Here is a 16,691-nt window from a genome sequence, read left to right as displayed (position 1 = left end):
GTTAAATAAACAACATTTGGAACACTCATGAGTAAAGCCTTACCCATTGCTGTCGCTGTAATTTTAGGCGGTGCTGCACTTATTCCCGTTTACTATGCATCTCAACATCCAGTGGCAGAGGTTGGTTCAAAGGCAGACAAGAATGCCTCGCCTGTTAAAAAAATCAGCTATGCACTGGGCTATGAAGTTGCCCATCAAACGCCACCAGAACTTGATGTTAATGCTTTTGTTAGTGGGATTCGTGATGGTCATGACAAGAAACCTGCGGCTTATACTGAACAGGAACTTCAAGCTGCCTATGTAGAGTTTCAACAGCAAATGCAACAAAAACAATTGGAAGATGCGAAAAAAACCGAATCTTCTAATGCGAACTTCTTAACTGAAAATGCTCACAAAGACGGCGTTAAAACCACGGCTTCAGGTTTGCAATATAAAATTATTAAAGAAGGTACAGGTAAGCAACCGACAGCGACCTCTGTCGTCAAAGTCCATTACAAAGGCCAATTGACCGATGGTAAAGTGTTTGACAGTTCTTATGATCGTGGAGAACCAGTTGAATTTCCATTAAACAAGGTAATTCCTGGCTGGACAGAAGGTTTACAGTTGCTTAAAGAAGGTGGAAAGGCAACTTTCTATATTCCTGCGCAACTGGCCTATGGTGAACAAGGTGTGCCGGGTATGATTCCACCAAATAGCACTTTAATTTTTGATGTAGAACTGTTAGAAGTTAAATAATTCGTAAGGAAGGAGAGCAGGGTCTGTTGACATTTCACAGATGCGTGCGACAGAGGACATTTTTTAGACGGTACAAGGCATGACTTATGAAATTTAGTCATTCTAAATGAATAAGGCATAACGCAGTAACGGCAAAAAATGTCCCTGTCCCGCAGGGTTATAGCTAAAACTGCCTCAAAATTCGTTATGAAATTAGACAAGGGAGATGCCATTGCCTGCGTTTCATGCCTCGTTTGAGTTGTTTTAGCGAATAACGCAAGGCATGGCTGAAGTGTCAACAGACCCTGAATACTCTCCTCTTTTATTTTAGGAAGCACAATGAAAAAAACCAGTTTAGCACTCTTATTACTTAGCATGACGGTGACCAGTTTTGCTGCTCCTGTCACATCAAAAAGCCCACAAAAAGACCAATTGGGTTATAGCTATGGTTATGTCATGGGACGTACCAATGCAGATACGCTAAAAGATTTAAATTTAGAAACGTTTATTCAAGGTTTAAAAGAAGGTTCTACAGGCAAAGCCTCTTCTTTAAGCGATGAGGATATGGCTAAAGCCCTAAGTCAATATAAAAAACAGGTTGAATCCAAACAACTGATCGAATTTCAAAAATTAGCACAAGACAATCAAAAACAAGGTCAGGCTTTTTTAACCGAAAATGCTAAAAAATCAGACATCATCACCACTAAATCAGGTTTACAATATCAAGTACTTCAAGCAGGCACAGGTAAATCGCCAAAAGCAAATTCAAAAGTTAAAGTGAATTATGAAGGTCGCTTATTGGACGGTACAGTATTTGATAGCTCGATCGCACGTAATCATCCTGTTGAATTTCAGCTCAGTCAAGTCATTCAAGGCTGGACAGAAGGCGTACAAACCATGAAAGAAGGCGGAAAAACCCGCTTCTTTATTCCAGCGAATCTAGCCTATGGTGATGTCGGTTCGGGCGATGCGATTGGTCCCAACAGCGTTTTAATTTTTGATATTGAACTGCTACAAGTTTTACCCTAATTTATGATCTATGCGATCTCAAAAAGCATACAATCCTTTTTTACTTAAAGCACAGTCAGATTTGGGCTGTGCTTTTTTATTCTCTATTAAAGATTTCATGACAGCAAAAACATCAAGTTCAATTTAGCAAGCTCATCACTCATGGCGTAAGTCGCGTGGTCGAAATCCTGTGGCTAACAGTGCAACACCATAAGCAATCACGCCCAATACACATAAAACAGCCACTTCAATAATCCGTATCCACTGTGAAGACTGACCATCATACCAGTGCAAACCAAACCATAATGCAGCAATCATCGCAATATTGGCAATGGCATATTGAACTGCCAGTTTTTTCCAATGCCCACCAAATCGAAAAATATTGCGTTTATGCAAATAGAAATAAAGTAATCCTGCATTCACCAAGGCGGAACCCGATGAAGCCAATGCCAATGCCATATGCTCGGCATGCCAATTGATTAATTTAAAAAAGCCAATCAACACCACGTTTATAATCGCATTGGCAGCCACTGCCATCAACCCAACACGCACAGGTGTCTTGGTATCCTGCTGCGCATAAAAACCTGGGGCAAAGACTTTAATCAACATAAACGCAATCACACCACCGCTCATACACTGCAATGCCAGAGCGGTCATCTGGGTATCCCGTAGATCAAATTCGCCACGCTGGAACAATGCCTGAATAATCGGGGTAGATAACATGAAGAGCGCAATACTGGCAGGTAATCCCACCAAGACAATGACACGTGCCGCCCAATCTAGCATGCCGCGAAATTTAGCCTGATCCTGTTCTGCATGTCGTGTTGAAAGTGAAGGTAAAATTACCGTACCAATCGCCACACCAATGAGACCGAGCGGTAATTCGGTCATCCGTTCCGCACTATACAGCCATGACACTGAACCATCCTGCATAAAGGATGCCCAGATGGTATTGAGTAATAAATTGATCTGAGTGACCGATACACCAAACAAGGCAGGCAACATCAATTTCATGATGCGTTCTACCCCTTCATGTTTAAAGTCAATTTTGGGTGGAATGAGCAGTTTTTTACGCCATAGTTCAGGAATCTGCACCGCAAGCTGTAAAATACCCGCGCCCAATACAGCCCAGCCCAAAGCCATAATCGGTTGTTGCATATACGGCGTCAACCACCATGCTCCTGCGATCATGGCGAGATTGAGTAACACGGGAGAAAATGCAGGTGAGGCAAACGAGCCATAACTGTTTAAAATACTACTGGCAAAAGCGGTCAACGACATAAACATCAGATATGGAATGGTCAGACGGAATAGACTCACCGCCTGATCAAATTTTTCAGGATCATGATGAAAACCGGGCGCATAAGCATAAATGATGACAGGCGCGATAATCATCGCCACTAAGGTCAATAAACTCATGACTAGAAGCAAGCAACCAAAGACTCGACTAATCAAAATCTGAACTTCAGCATGCGCCCGTCCAGTTTTATATTCAGTTAAGACTGGAATAAAGGCCTGTGAAAATGCCCCTTCAGCAAACAGTCGCCGAAAAAAATTGGGAATACGAAAGGCAACCACAAAAGTATCGAAATCCTTCCCTGCTCCAAATACATTGAGCAAGACCATATCCCGAACCAGTCCCAGTACACGAGACAACATCGTCATAGCACTGACAATAAAGGTTGATCGCCATAATGCCATCGCATCCACCCACGGCTAAATACAAAGCCGATATTGTAATGAAAGTAAAAATTTATTTCGTTGTGAAATGATGTCTAGCCTACATTTTTTTTGCATTCAACAGTCGCCGGAAATAAGGCCACTGAAAAAATAAGCCGGGATCAGTCTTACGACCACGTGCAATGTCTGAATGTCCTGCAATATGCTGCTGAATTTTGGGATAAGTTTGCTGCAAAACGGCGGTAATTTCCGCTAATGCTTGATATTGTATCTCTTCAAAAGCGAGGTCATCACTGCCTTCAAGTTCTATTCCTATCGAATAATCATTGCATTCGACCTGTGCCAAATAGCTGGAACGTCCTGCATGCCAAGCCCGATCATGAAAGTTAACAAATTGAATCACCTCACCTGTTCTTAAAATCAACAAATGTGCTGAAACCTGCATGCCCTCAATGGTCTGAAAATAAGGATGAAGTGACCCATCCAATTGATTTTGAAAAAACTGTTCAATATAGCCTCCGCCAAACTGAGACGGTGGCAAACTGATGTTGTGCACTACAATCAGTTGAATTTCAGCAGATTCAGGACGCTGATTATAGTTTGGAGACGCAATCTGTCTGGCACCAATCAACTGCCCATTTTCAACTCGATATGTTGTGCTTAATGGCATGGTTAGGATGATCCCATCTGGTTTTGAATGCTTCTAGTTTAATCGACTCCTCAAAAATTAAAACGGTATTGATGGCATATTTATGACAATCGTTTGTGAATTTTGAGAGGGACAGTGCTAATATATCGCTCAATTTTCTGGGTTAATACTGGGTATCAAGTATGAGCATTCCTCAATCTTTGCTAGAACAATCGATTCAAATCAACGTACAACAAGCACTGGCTGAAGACATTGGGGATGGCGATATTACTGCGCTATTGACACCAGAAAATGAACAGGCGACTGCAACGATTATTAGCCGTGAAAATATGGTGTTGGCAGGTCGTCCGTGGGTCGATGCACTGATTTCACAATATGACCCAACTGTGCAAATTGTATGGTTAAAAGAAGACGGTGAATCGGTTAACGCAGGTGAGGCTTTTTTAAAACTGGCGGGTTCAGCACGTAGCCTATTAACCGTTGAACGCCCTGCGCTAAACTTTATTCAGACTTTATCTGCGGTTGCTACAAAAGCTGCTTTTTATGTAAAACAACTCGAAGGGACTCAGACCAAGTTATTAGACACGCGTAAAACCTTACCCGGTCTACGTATTGCCCAAAAATATGCGGTTGCCATTGGTGGCGGTCAAAACCATCGTTTAGGTTTATTTGATGCGTTTCTCATTAAAGAAAACCATATCATGGCCGCAGGCGGAATTGCCCAAGCCATTGCTCAGGCGCATCGAATTGCACCGAATAAACCCGTTGAAGTTGAAGTTGAAACTTGGGATGAACTCAATCAGGCACTTGAAGCGGGCGCAGATATTGTCATGTTGGATAATTTTAGCCAACAACAAATGATCGATGCGGTTAAATACGTGGCAGGTCGTTGTAAATTAGAAGCTTCTGGTAATATTACCTTAGACAACCTACGTGAAGTCGCAAGTACTGGTGTAGATTATATTTCGATGGGTGTACTCACCAAAGATGTTACCGCAGTTGATCTTTCGATGCGGTTTAATGCTTAAGTCTGCTCGGTTTCAATATTTGTTTTTGTGGTTTGATTTTCGATCTTGGTCGCATGCTTAGGCTGGGTCAAAGCTTCTGAAGTTTTGGCTTGAGCCTGCCATGCGGATGGATTGCGTGATGTCTCATTTGGGCGTGGATCACAGGCCATAATGGTAAATGTAATAATGGCAAACAGTACAATAAAACCTTGTAGCATATAGATTTCCCCAATTTCATAGAACGATAAAAATTATTCGCTACTTTAAAATTTAATCATGACCAACTTGAGCAGGCTTTGTTTTTAAGCTGAATCTAAAAAGTTATCGTTTGTGAAATAGTTGAGGTTTGTGTAAAAAGGATGCCTGATCGCATCCTTTTTCTTCATTCATTTCCAATTCAATTAGTTTTCAATATAGCCCATATAGGGATCAGAAATTGAATCTTTCTGGGTTTCAATACGCCCTGCAAATCGGCGACTATAGCTCGGATCAACTTCCAGATAGACTGTAAAATCGTACCATCCTCCAAATTCAGTCATATCCCAAACCAATTCTTTTTCTGAGTTCGTGGTTTCAATTGACCATTGCTGATTGGGTAAATAAGCATTGGCTTTTACCTTGAGTTTACTACTCGATTGACCATCATGACGAACTTTTAAAAACAACTTGGCTTCACAGTCTTCCACACACACCCGAATCTCAGGTAAAGCTTGCTGCTGTAAACTTTGATTCAGATTGCCTGTAAATGCACGATGAAAACCATTTGGACCTAAGACCCATAAATCATAGAGACCTTGTTGCGTACTCCATTCATCCTGTAATTGCTTGCCTGCTTCGACCATATAACGGCGAGGAATCGCATCCAGATTTAAACGATCATAGACATGAAAAACTGCTGCTTGTTTACCTGTATTGGCAAATAAAAGCTGTACGCTTTGTCCCGATGGATTGACCTTGGCGCTGGTATGCAAGATATACGGTAATGCTCTGGATGGACGAATCCCCATCTCTTGCTGTGGAAAGACTTGTTGGCTCGGAACAGCAACTTGTGGCAATAGCGACTGTGCCAAGCGAATTGCATCTGCTTCAGTTTTGGCTTTTTTACCTTCAAGTTCGGGAAGCTGTGTGCTATTTGGGGTTTTAAAATCAAACGCAGTGGTTAAATCACCACAAATTGCACGACGATAAGCACTGATATTCGGCTCTTTCACACCAAAACGCTGTTCAAGAAATTGAATAATCGACGTGTGGTCAAATACCTGTGAATTGACCCAACCACCCCGACTCCACGGTGAAATCACATACATCGGCACACGAATCCCCGGCCCGTAGACTCGACCATCTGGCTTGGGTTGAGATTTGGCTGTCGCCACCGCAGGATGGCTAAAATACTCTTGTGATAGAGATTCAGCAGGCAATGTGGTTTTACCATATATCTTGCCTGTATCATCTTTAGATGGCGCACTTGGTGATGGTACGTGATCAAAGAAACCATCATTTTCATCAAAATTGATCAGTAACACGGTTTGTGACCAAATCTCAGGGTTTGCGGTAAGGGCATTGAGCACTTCCTGAATATACCACGCGCCTTGTACTGGACTAGAAGGTCCCGGATGCTCACTATAAGTGGCTGGTGCTACAAGCCAACTGACCTGCGGTAATTTCCCTGTGGCAAGATCTTGCTTAAATGTCCCTAAAAAACCACCATCTGGCATGGTATTGGCAATCCCTTTGTATAAAGGTTGAGTGCTATCAATTTTTTCATCGTAGGCAGGACTAATCAGATCATCATGACTGACAGGTTGACCTGACAACTCATTGGCACGACGATATTGCTTAAAACCCGCCAATGGATTATCCGTAAAATTATCGGGCATATTTTGATAAACTTTCCAACTAACCCCTGCTTGTTGTAAACGCTCAGGATAAGTCGTCCATTCATAACCGCTTGAAGATGCACCCAGACCATCAAATTCATTCACCACCGCAGCGACACCCGCCGCTGGGCCATTGGTACCTGTCCAGATAAACATGCGATTGGGATTGGTTCCTGCATGCATGGCACAGTGATAAGCATCACACAGCGTAAAGGCATTGGCTAAAGCAAACTGAAATTCAACCTCCTGTTTTTTATAATATCCCATGGATTGCGGTTTTTTAAATTTCACCCAGTCTCCCATGCGCCCATGATTCCAAGCATCCTGACCATCTGACCATGAATGCGGTGTACCTGAAACACGCTGAGCATTGCCTAAACGACTATCTAAATGATAAGGCAGGATTTTATTTTGCTTGGCATCATACTGTTCCCAGACTTTACGCTTTTGACTCAATGGAATGCTAAAACGATCACCAAAACCACGGACGCCTTTTAAGGTGCCAAAATAGTTATCAAAAGATCGGTTTTCCTGAGTCAAAATCACCACATGTTTAACATCCTGAATGCTACCTGTTTCTACTTTGGCATCAATGGCGAGTGCTTTCTGGATACTCAAAGGAAAACTGGATAATGCAGCAGTGCCAAATAAAGTCTTGGCAGTATTCAGTACAAAATCACGACGGTTCATTATTTAATCCTTATTTATGATTTTTATTATGGCGCACAGTGCATCGTGCAATTATTTTTAGGCGATTGTGTCGGCTGGGTCGATGATTCATCGTCCTTGCAAGCACTGAGCATGACAGTGCTAATCATGAGAAAAAAACAAAAGAATTTAGACATGGGTCTCTCCATTGAAGAATGGAGACTAGTAAAAAGCTTGAAAATTACAACAATATGATGATTTGATGTCGATTAGATGAAGACATAAAAAAACGCATCCGAAGATGCGTTTTCACTTAAAATATTTCCACTCAAGAAAAGATTACCAGCCCAATGCTTCCTGTTGTTTTTGAATCAGGGTTTGAATGCCTTTTTCAGCCACTTCCAACATGTCATTGGCTTGAGTACGAGTAAATGGTTTTTCTTCAGCCGTGCCCTGAATCTCGATAAATTCGCCCGCTTGGGTCATCACTACATTCATATCGGTTTGGCAATTTGAATCTTCTTCATAGCACAAATCCAGTAAAACTTGGTCTTGATAAATCCCGACCGAGATCGCTGCAACCAAACCTTTAAGAGGATCTTGTTTGATTTTCTTCTTTTCTAATAACACATTCATGGCATCAATCAAGGCCACTGCCGCACCTGTAATCGCTGCGGTACGTGTCCCCCCATCGGCCTGAATGACATCACAGTCGATGGTAATGGTATTTTCACCCAATTTTTTCAAATCGACCATCGCACGTAAACTACGACCAATCAAACGTTGAATCTCTTGGGTACGGCCACTTTGTTTGCCACGAGCCGCTTCACGGTCACTACGAGTATGCGTAGAACGCGGCAACATGCCATATTCTGCTGTCACCCAGCCTTGTCCCTGCCCTTTTAAAAAGCGTGGTACCGAGTGATCAACGCTTGCGGTACATAATACCTTGGTATGACCGAATTCGACCAAAACCGAACCTTCAGCATAACGGGTGTAATTTCGCGTAATTTTTACATCACGTAATTGATCAAGTGCTCGTTGGTCAAGACGCATCATCTATCCTTTCTTTGCCGCTAATAAGATTGCAACATAGTATATCAAAAGCCCTCAATAAAATTGGGCCGAATTTGGCCCAATCTTGTCTTTTTACAAAAGCACTTATTTTGCAAATGAAAATAGATTTTTCACTTTTTGAATCGTATTGGATACTTGATCGCTATAGCCATTGGGTAATGAACATTTAGCTAAACGCACCCAAACACTCCAGAACTGTTTCATAAAGTTGGCTTCGTTATAGTTCACGCCATATTCTTCACACAATGCTCTGATTTTAGGGGCAACTTCCGAATAACGATTTGCGGGCATATCAGGAAATAAATGGTGTTCAATTTGGTGGCTCAAATTACCACTCAAGATATGTAAACCTTGAGTTCCACTAAAGTTACTTGAACCCCGAATTTGACGTAAATACCATTGCGCGCGGGTTTCAGTCTCAGTGTTATCTTCTTCAAAAGTCTCAGCATCTTCAGTAAAGTGACCGTTAAAAATCACCGCAGACGACCATAAACTACGAATGACATTTGCTACAGCATTACCCAAAAAGACAGGAATGGCATTTGGTCCAGCAATCAATGGAAAAAACACATAATCTTTACCGACCTGACGCACTACTTTTTTGCGCAATTTAGCCGAATCTTTCCAAACCTCTTTCCATGATTTGGTTTTGTATACAATGGCATCTTCTAAATGTAAATTCTGCGCCCCAACATACCATTCAAAAAACACCATTAGTTGCATTGCCATTGGAACATTCAATAAGAAGCGGGGTTCCCATTTTTGTTGTTCACTGACGCGCAATAGTCCATAACCGACATCATGATCTTTACCGACAATATTGGTATAGGTGTGATGGACATAGTTATGGGTATGTTTCCAGTCATCCCCTGTGGCAATGGTATCCCAGTCATAATTGGCACCGTTTAAGCTTGGGTCATTGAGCCAGTCAAACTGACCATGCATGACATTATGACCCAGCTCCATGTTCTCTACAATTTTGGAAATACCGAGTAAACCTGTACCGACTAACCATACGGGTGGAATCCAGCCGCCAAACATTAACATCCCGCGTGATGCGATTTCGCTATAACGGACAAAGTTACGAATTTTGTAGATGTATTTGGCATCGGCTTCGCCCAGATTATCCATGACTTCACGGCGAATCTCTTCGACACGGCGACCAAATTCCTCAACCTGTTCTGGGGTTAAGTAGTTAGATTTACTGTTTAATGGAAATTTTACGGACATATTCATTATTTTTCTCCGAATCTATTCAAATGGACTGACGATTGTTAAAGATTGATCGTGACAGGACTAATCGCCTGACTGACGCACAGTTTAATTTGGGTGTTATTGCCATGATCAATTTCACCCGTCAGAATATTTTTGGTGGAACCACTGATTTTGGTACAGGTACAGGTATTACAGATTCCCATACGGCAACCATGTGCTGGACGTAAACCCGCTTGTTCAGCACTTTCCAGTAAATTGGTATTGGCTTCAAATGCTTGCTGCGAGCGCAAAAAAGTGACGGGTTGCGCTTCAAGCGTTTCATCGACTACAGGCTGGAAATACTCCATATGCAAACGATCACTCAGATTTAACTCTGCAAAAATCGTTTTGGCTGCTTGCATCATGTTCGATGCACCACACAAATACGTGTGCTTTTGCTCTAAATCGCCAATTAGCTTATTTAACAAATCTACAGTTAAATGCTGTTTTTGCTGAGTGGTATCAATGTGGTGATAATGAATTGATGGATGATGATCAGCTAAACTTTGTAATTCTTGATGAAACGCCGCATCACGACTAAAGTAAATCACATCAATTTGCGGTAATTGTTGTTTAATCGCTTGCTGTAATAAGGAATAAATCGCGGTAATGCCACTGCCTGATGCAATCAGTAGCGCAGCGCTTTGATCCTGATGCAAACAAAACTCACCCTGAGTTTGAGAAATCTCAATCACATCACCCGCGTGTAATTGGCTCATAGCGCGTGAAACGACACCTTGAACTTTAACGCCCAAATACAGATTGCCCTGAGCATCGATCTGCATCACAGAATAACTACGCTGATAACGTACGCCTGCCACTACCACCGTTACCAGAACACTTTGACCTGTCTTAAAATTGTGTGCGGCAAAGTTGCTATTGGGTTGTAAACAAATTTGATAAAGTTCAGGCGTGATCGCGGTCACTGAAGTTACCTGAGCTTTGACTTTTTTCCAAGTCCACATTGGGTTAACTTTTTCCAATATGAAATCGACAAAATCTTCGCGAATCCATTGAGGCTGATAATTGGCTGCAATGTTCATACGTTCCTCGTTTGTATCTGGCTATTTATATGAGTGAACAAATGTTCTTTCAGTGAACATGTGTACACATTATTCTTTTTTTTTAATTCAGTCAACAGGTGTTCACTGATTTTTTATTGATTGATTTATTTTTTTGAAAGCAGGACAGTTTTTGGTAGACTCATGGCTGGTTTAACATAGGTCAGTTGCATGTCGATACGGGATGAACGTAAACAACAAAGTCGCCAAGCATTACTTGATGCAGCATTGCAACTGAGTACTGCTGGACGTTCATTTAGCAGTATTAGTTTGCGTGAAGTCGCGCGTGAGGTCGGTTTAGTTCCTACCGCGTTTTATCGACATTTTCAGGACATGGATGCGCTAGGTCAGGAATTGGTTGATCAAGTGGCGCTGCATATTAAAAATCTGATTCATCAACTCGGACAAAGTTATTTACATCAAGCCAAAGCCAACCCTTTAAGCAGCATCGAATTATTTGTGCAGGCAGTCAATCACAGTCCACTGGAATGGCAATTTATGATTGCTGAACGTTGGGGTGGATCTGCTACTGTTCGCTATGCGATTGCCCGTGAAATTGAAGATTTGACCGAAGCCTTGACCACAGACCTGCGTAAATTGCCGACCTTTGAGCATATTCAGGACAATCAGGATCTTAAAGTGCTTTCTACGATTTTGATTAATATGTCATTTACATGGGCCATGACGTGGCTCAGTCTACCGCGACAATACGAAGGCGAAGCGCTACACCAGCAGCAACAGGCTTTTATCGAAAATGCTTCTACACAAGTTCGTTTGATTTTCCGTGGTATTGCCAACTGGGAATAAGGCCAATGCCAAACACCATTTGATAGCAAAAATATCAGTAAATTCCTGCAATCAGCTTGGCGAATTTACCAATTTGGCTTAATGTCAGTACATGCGTGTATGTACTGCTGTAATAGGAAGGGTTATGAATCCAGATCGCCATCAACAATTTTTAATTCGCAAGGAACGTATCTTAAGCGTTGCAGAAAAACTATTGTTGGAAAACAATCAGGAAATCACGCTGGATGAACTCGTCGCTGAACTGGATATTGCCAAAGGGACGCTGTATAAACATTTTAAAAGTAAAAATGAGCTGTTACTGGAACTGGTCATTGAAAATGAGAAAAAACTCTTAGAAATCTCGCAAAAGCACAATAATAATTTTAAGGAATATGCCCCAATTTATATGCTGCATCACTTGCTTGCGCCAGCGCGAACTATTTTGCTGCATCAGCTCGAAGAAAATCTAACCATGAGCGAGTCCAAACTTAATCATTTATTTAAAGAACTGTATGACATTCGTCAGGAACGCATTTTGGCGATTAAAGACATTACTGAAGCCTATTTAAAATCAGTCAATTACGATATGTCGATTCGCGATTATCTGTCTTATATCTGGTCATTGACCTATGGCGCGGCGTTACTGCTCAATTCAAGTTATTATCAACGTTCGATTGGTTCACGGCAAAAATTGATTAATCTGTATGTCAATCAGGCACTTTCTCTACCAACGCAATCCATCAATCTGGATGCTTTTGAACTAGAAATTAAACTCGATGAACTCAACAAATAAAAAGATAAATAAAAATAAAGCCCCTTTATCTAAACAATAGAGGGGCTTTTATGACATTAAGGCTTATTTGCCTTTACGTTCTTTTTCAATTAGATAGTTAATAACTTGAGTCACTTTACCATCTTCACCCTGAACCACGTATTTACCATTCACCACCACCGCAGGAACGCCTGTGAGCTGATATTGCTGTGCCAATTTATTGGATTCTGCAATTTTTGCGGTAATTGGGAATGAGTTAAACATGCTATTAAATTTCTGCTCTGGAACGCCATAACCTGCGTAGAACTTCGCTAAAGAGGCCTGATCAAAAATTTGCTGCCCTTGGTCATGAATCGCATGGAACAATGGCAAATGGGTCTTTTTACGCACGCCAAGCGCTTCAGAAACATAATACGCACGCGCGCCTTGTTCCCAAACCTTATTCATAGCAGCAGGTGTACGCAAAAAGTTTACATCTTTTGGAATCTGTTTTAACCACGTTTGCATATAAGGTTCAAGCTTGAAGCAGTGCGGGCAACCGTACCAAAAAAACTCACGCACTTCGATTTTCCCGGGTACCGCTACCTTGCCAGGATTGGCAACAACCGTATAATCCTTTCCTGCTACAAAATCAGCCGCCATAGCTGTGCCAGAAATTGCCATCATCGCGGCACACAGACCACCAAATACAAACTTTTTCATTCGCTGTTTTTTCCTCTAAATCATTGTGTTGAGTTTATGCTCTAAATATAAAACAAATATGCTAAATTCGTTTTGCTTGTGTGAAGATTTTTAGCATATCTTTTAGCAAGCTGGTCGCTTTTTTCCGATTTCTGGTTACACTAACACTAGTAAACCAAACTTAACGATTGATGAAAACACTTATAAAAGAGGTGACACCATGTCGCAACTGAATGTTGATCCACAAGAAATCGCAAAATTTGAAGCACTCGCAGCCAAATGGTGGGATCAGCATTCCGAATTTCGTCCGCTACATCAGATTAATCCATTGCGTTTAAACTGGATAGATGAACACGCAGGCGGCATTGCAGGCAAGAAAGTGTTGGATGTCGGTTGTGGCGGCGGTATTTTAGCCGAAAGCATGGCACGTCGCGGCGCAAATGTGTTGGGGATTGATATGGGTGAAGCGCCGCTGAACGTCGCGCGTTTACACGCACAGCAGGACAATGTTAAGAATATCGAATATCGTCAAATTCCTGTTGAACAATTGGCTCTGGAGCAAGCAGGACAATACGATGTGGTAACGTGTATGGAAATGATGGAGCACGTGCCTGATCCAGCCTCTATCGTTAAGGCTTGTCAGACTTTGGTCAAACCCGGCGGTCATGTGTTTTTTTCAACCATTAACCGTAATCCAAAATCGTATTTGTTTGCCATTCTTGGGGCCGAATACGTTTTACGCTTATTGCCAAAAGGCACGCATGACTATCACAAATTTATCCGTCCCTCAGAAATGGCACAGGATATCCGTGAAGCAGGTCTGACCTTAAAAGAAATGACGGGCTTACATTACAATCCATTGACCAAACATTATTGGCTTGCACCGAATGTGGATGTCAACTATATGGTACATACCGTCAAGGCTGTCGCAGTATGAGTGCAGACATGAAAGCCGTTCTGTTTGATCTGGATGGTACCTTAATCGATACCGCTGCTGATTTTATTCGGATTATTCAGGCCATGTGCCGTGAAGAACAACGCCCAGTCGTTGAGGCTGATCTGATTCGTACTCAGGTATCTGAAGGCGCACGTGCGATGGTGAAATTGGTCTATCCAGAGTTAGAACTAGATGACCCTGTATTTTTACAGCATCGTCAGCGTTTTTTGGATATGTATGCCCAGCAAATTGTGGTGGATACCGATTTATTTTCAGGCATGTATCCATTACTTGAAGAACTAGAGGCACATCAAATTCCATGGGGCATTGTCACCAATAAACCGCGTGGCTTAAGTGAGTTGTTACTGGCTGAACTGAATTTAACTGAACGATGCAGTGTACTGGTGTGTCCTGAAGATGTCAGCAAGACCAAGCCCGACCCTGAGCCGATGTATCTGGCTGCCAGACAGTTAAATTTGCCTAGCGAACACATCGTTTATGTGGGCGATCATCCACGTGATATCGATGCAGGTCGCGCTGCCAAGATGTATACGATTTTGGCCGCCTATGGGTATTTGCCACTGGAATATCAGGATAATCTCGAAGCTTGGCAAGCGAATGCCATCGTGCAGGATGTTACTGAATTACACTGCATGTTACGCCAATTACTACAGTTAAGTTCACAAAAACCCGTTAGCATGTGAGCAGTATCATTATAATTTGAATCAAATTTTAGGGAGGTTCACCATGAAATATTCAGAATATCAGCCTCGTACCGATTTATTAAAAGACCGTATTATTTTAATTACTGGTGCGGGTGATGGCATTGGTCGTGCTGCTGCCATGAGCTATGCGCTACATGGCGCAACTGTGGTATTACATGGTCGAACCCTGAATAAACTTGAAGTGATTTATGATGAAATCGAAAGTCTAGGCGCACCGCAACCTGCGATTTTACCGCTACAACTTTCCAGCGCATCGGTGCGTGATTATGAATTGTTGGTGAATACCCTTGAATCGCAATTTGGTCGTTTGGATGGAATCTTGCATAATGCAGGAATGTTAGGTGAACGTGTTCCTCTAGCCGATTATTCACCCCAAATCTGGGATGATGTCATGGCCGTCAATGTACGTGCGCCCTTTATGCTGACTCAGGCTTTATTACCCCTTTTACAAAAGTCAGAACATGCTTCGGTGGTATTTACCAGTTCTGGTGTCGGACGTGAAGCACGAGCGCTTTGGGGGGCGTATTCTGTTTCCAAAGTCGCCATCGAAGCGGTCAGTAAAATTTTTGCCGCAGAGCATATCCATCCCAATATTCGTTTTAATTGTATTAATCCGGGTGCAACCCGCACCGCCATGCGTGCAAAAGCTTATCCAGATGAAGATCCATTAAGCTTACCTACTCCAGAATCGATTATGCCGGCCTATTTATATCTGATGGGTGATGATAGTTTGCATCTGGATGGTCAAAGTATCGATGCGCAAGACTGAACCTACTCTTAAAGAAAAAGATCAGCATTCTTCGGGATGCTTTTTTCTAACACAATAATCGTATTTTTAAATTAAAATAAGAAAATTATTCGTTTTTACAAATTATACAACCCCATTTAAACTGCCTTCATATTTTCATTGATCCTTAAGGAGAACAGTCATGCGGGATTCCATTCATAAGAAACAAATTATTCAATCGATTCGTCATTTACAACTTTCAGAAACCCTTGTGATTGCACTAGATGATGCTCAACAGGCAACAGACATCATCGTCATGCTAGATTCCTTGCAGCGTTTTTCTGAACAATGGCATTAAACCCGTTTCACTTCGCTAAGGATGTGAAACGTATGGAAAATTCGCTTTGAAATACATTACTCAAGCTCTGTTATTGCTATATCTGCTATTTATAGATGTATTAAGCTTCAAATCCCTCAGACTTAAGACTTATCCGACTGGACAAAACAAATTAAAACAGTGCAAAATGCCTAGGCAAAAAGATCAGTCTTATCTTCATATTTTTAATTGAATTATTGCGCAATCTTCACAGTTTCTCTGCATTTTTTTTGTACATTAAAACCATGAAAAAGAAGTACGTCACCGAGGAAGCATGATGAAAAAGATTTTGACAGTTCTGGCATTATCTTTGACTGCACTAATGAGTACGGTTGCAGTGGCTGGACCGTATTTTGATCGCGATAATAGCCATGATTTTCCTCAGGCACGTAAAGAGCGTGGTTATGATCGCAATCATAATGATGACAATGAACAGATGCGCTCAGAACAACGCCGTATGCGTGAAGAACGTGGCGTACAACGCTTAAAACAGCATCGCTGGCAAGCTGGTTATGTCATGCCTCAACACTATCGCAGCAATGGCTATAAAGTTGAATATCGGGATCATAATCTGCCGAAACCTGACCGAAATCAGCAATGGTATAAAATCAACAATGACTATATCTTAGTCAACTCAGATACCAATGATATTATTCGGATTGTAGGTTTTTAAACGATTTACTTTTATTAAAAATATTACTTTTTTCTAGCC

General features: G+C 41.7%; 18 protein-coding genes. 10 read left to right on the top strand and 8 right to left on the bottom strand.

The genetic code is table 11. The annotated features are described in order from the left end of the window. Positions 1-27: 27 nt before the first annotated feature. Both I6L31_RS11265 and I6L31_RS11260 read left to right on the top strand, forming a co-directional pair. Positions 28-735, top strand: coding sequence for an FKBP-type peptidyl-prolyl cis-trans isomerase (locus tag I6L31_RS11265; protein ID WP_004988785.1), 708 nt, complete (start codon positions 28-30; stop codon positions 733-735). Between the two features lie 318 nt (positions 736-1,053). Continuing rightward, positions 1,054-1,743 (top strand): FKBP-type peptidyl-prolyl cis-trans isomerase, encoded by a 690-nt coding sequence (locus I6L31_RS11260; RefSeq protein ID WP_004988787.1) that lies wholly within the window; start codon positions 1,054-1,056, stop codon positions 1,741-1,743. Positions 1,744-1,878: 135 nt separating this feature from the next. On the opposite strand, the gene murJ is transcribed toward I6L31_RS11260, so the two are convergent. Then, entirely contained in the window at positions 1,879-3,432 is a 1,554-nt protein-coding gene (gene murJ, locus I6L31_RS11255; RefSeq protein ID WP_171063258.1) for a murein biosynthesis integral membrane protein MurJ, read from the bottom strand. Between the two features lie 70 nt (positions 3,433-3,502). Next, positions 3,503-4,072: a 1,6-anhydro-N-acetylmuramyl-L-alanine amidase AmpD gene (gene ampD, locus I6L31_RS11250; protein WP_005000824.1), complete on the bottom strand. Its 570-nt coding sequence runs from the start codon at positions 4,070-4,072 to the stop codon at positions 3,503-3,505. Positions 4,073-4,233: 161 nt separating this feature from the next. Here ampD and nadC point away from each other — a divergent pair, with 161 nt between their 5' ends. Then, complete coding sequence (gene nadC, locus I6L31_RS11245) at positions 4,234-5,079, top strand: carboxylating nicotinate-nucleotide diphosphorylase (protein WP_005000817.1); 846 nt, start codon at positions 4,234-4,236, stop codon at positions 5,077-5,079. On the opposite strand, the gene I6L31_RS11240 is transcribed toward nadC, so the two are convergent. The 5 genes from I6L31_RS11240 to I6L31_RS11220 all read right to left on the bottom strand — a co-directional run bounded on the left by I6L31_RS11240 (position 5,076) and on the right by I6L31_RS11220 (position 10,957). After that, positions 5,076-5,276, bottom strand: coding sequence for an ABZJ_00068 family colistin stress protein (locus I6L31_RS11240; RefSeq protein WP_005000816.1), 201 nt, complete (start codon positions 5,274-5,276; stop codon positions 5,076-5,078). The genes nadC and I6L31_RS11240 overlap by 4 nt on opposite strands. A 183-nt stretch (positions 5,277-5,459) precedes the next feature. Next, a complete protein-coding gene (locus tag I6L31_RS11235; protein WP_005000815.1) occupies positions 5,460-7,625 on the bottom strand; it encodes a phosphocholine-specific phospholipase C in 2,166 nt (721 codons plus the stop codon). Between the two features lie 297 nt (positions 7,626-7,922). Next, positions 7,923-8,639 carry a ribonuclease PH gene (gene rph, locus I6L31_RS11230; RefSeq protein ID WP_004988810.1) on the bottom strand — a complete coding sequence of 239 codons (717 nt, stop codon included), beginning with the start codon at positions 8,637-8,639 and terminating at the stop codon, positions 7,923-7,925. A 105-nt stretch (positions 8,640-8,744) separates the two neighbouring features. Then, positions 8,745-9,896 carry a fatty acid desaturase family protein gene (locus I6L31_RS11225; protein ID WP_004988813.1) on the bottom strand — a complete coding sequence of 384 codons (1,152 nt, stop codon included), beginning with the start codon at positions 9,894-9,896 and terminating at the stop codon, positions 8,745-8,747. 38 nt (positions 9,897-9,934) lie between these two features. Next, entirely contained in the window at positions 9,935-10,957 is a 1,023-nt protein-coding gene (locus I6L31_RS11220; RefSeq protein ID WP_004988816.1) for a flavin reductase family protein, read from the bottom strand. 189 nt (positions 10,958-11,146) lie between these two features. On the opposite strand from I6L31_RS11220, the gene I6L31_RS11215 reads away from it, so the two are divergent. Further along, positions 11,147-11,782: a TetR family transcriptional regulator gene (locus tag I6L31_RS11215; RefSeq protein ID WP_004988819.1), complete on the top strand. Its 636-nt coding sequence runs from the start codon at positions 11,147-11,149 to the stop codon at positions 11,780-11,782. 124 nt (positions 11,783-11,906) lie between these two features. Next, positions 11,907-12,554 (top strand): TetR/AcrR family transcriptional regulator, encoded by a 648-nt coding sequence (locus tag I6L31_RS11210; protein ID WP_004988820.1) that lies wholly within the window; start codon positions 11,907-11,909, stop codon positions 12,552-12,554. Positions 12,555-12,617: 63 nt separating this feature from the next. Here I6L31_RS11210 and I6L31_RS11205 read toward each other — a convergent pair whose 3' ends face one another. Further along, positions 12,618-13,235, bottom strand: coding sequence for a thiol:disulfide interchange protein DsbA/DsbL (locus tag I6L31_RS11205; protein ID WP_004988821.1), 618 nt, complete (start codon positions 13,233-13,235; stop codon positions 12,618-12,620). A gap of 199 nt (positions 13,236-13,434) precedes the next feature. Here I6L31_RS11205 and ubiG point away from each other — a divergent pair, with 199 nt between their 5' ends. The 5 genes from ubiG (at position 13,435) to I6L31_RS11180 (ending at position 16,652) form a co-directional block, all read left to right on the top strand. Continuing rightward, positions 13,435-14,151 (top strand): bifunctional 2-polyprenyl-6-hydroxyphenol methylase/3-demethylubiquinol 3-O-methyltransferase UbiG, encoded by a 717-nt coding sequence (gene ubiG / locus I6L31_RS11200; RefSeq protein ID WP_004988822.1) that lies wholly within the window; start codon positions 13,435-13,437, stop codon positions 14,149-14,151. Between the two features lie 8 nt (positions 14,152-14,159). Then, positions 14,160-14,855, top strand: a complete 696-nt coding sequence (locus tag I6L31_RS11195; RefSeq protein WP_035271636.1) for an HAD family hydrolase — start codon at positions 14,160-14,162, stop codon at positions 14,853-14,855. Positions 14,856-14,898: 43 nt separating this feature from the next. Continuing rightward, complete coding sequence (locus tag I6L31_RS11190) at positions 14,899-15,645, top strand: YciK family oxidoreductase (RefSeq protein WP_004988824.1); 747 nt, start codon at positions 14,899-14,901, stop codon at positions 15,643-15,645. 160 nt (positions 15,646-15,805) lie between these two features. Continuing rightward, positions 15,806-15,961 (top strand): hypothetical protein, encoded by a 156-nt coding sequence (locus I6L31_RS11185; RefSeq protein ID WP_004988825.1) that lies wholly within the window; start codon positions 15,806-15,808, stop codon positions 15,959-15,961. Positions 15,962-16,256: 295 nt separating this feature from the next. Then, positions 16,257-16,652 (top strand): RcnB family protein, encoded by a 396-nt coding sequence (locus tag I6L31_RS11180; RefSeq protein ID WP_004994549.1) that lies wholly within the window; start codon positions 16,257-16,259, stop codon positions 16,650-16,652. The last annotated feature ends 39 nt before the right edge of the window (positions 16,653-16,691 follow it).

The organism is Acinetobacter septicus, from assembly GCF_019355975.1.
Taxonomy (GTDB): Bacteria; Pseudomonadota; Gammaproteobacteria; order Pseudomonadales; family Moraxellaceae; genus Acinetobacter; species Acinetobacter ursingii.
Note: the sequence above shows the minus strand (reverse complement) of the source record. Positions and strands in the feature narration are given on the sequence as shown.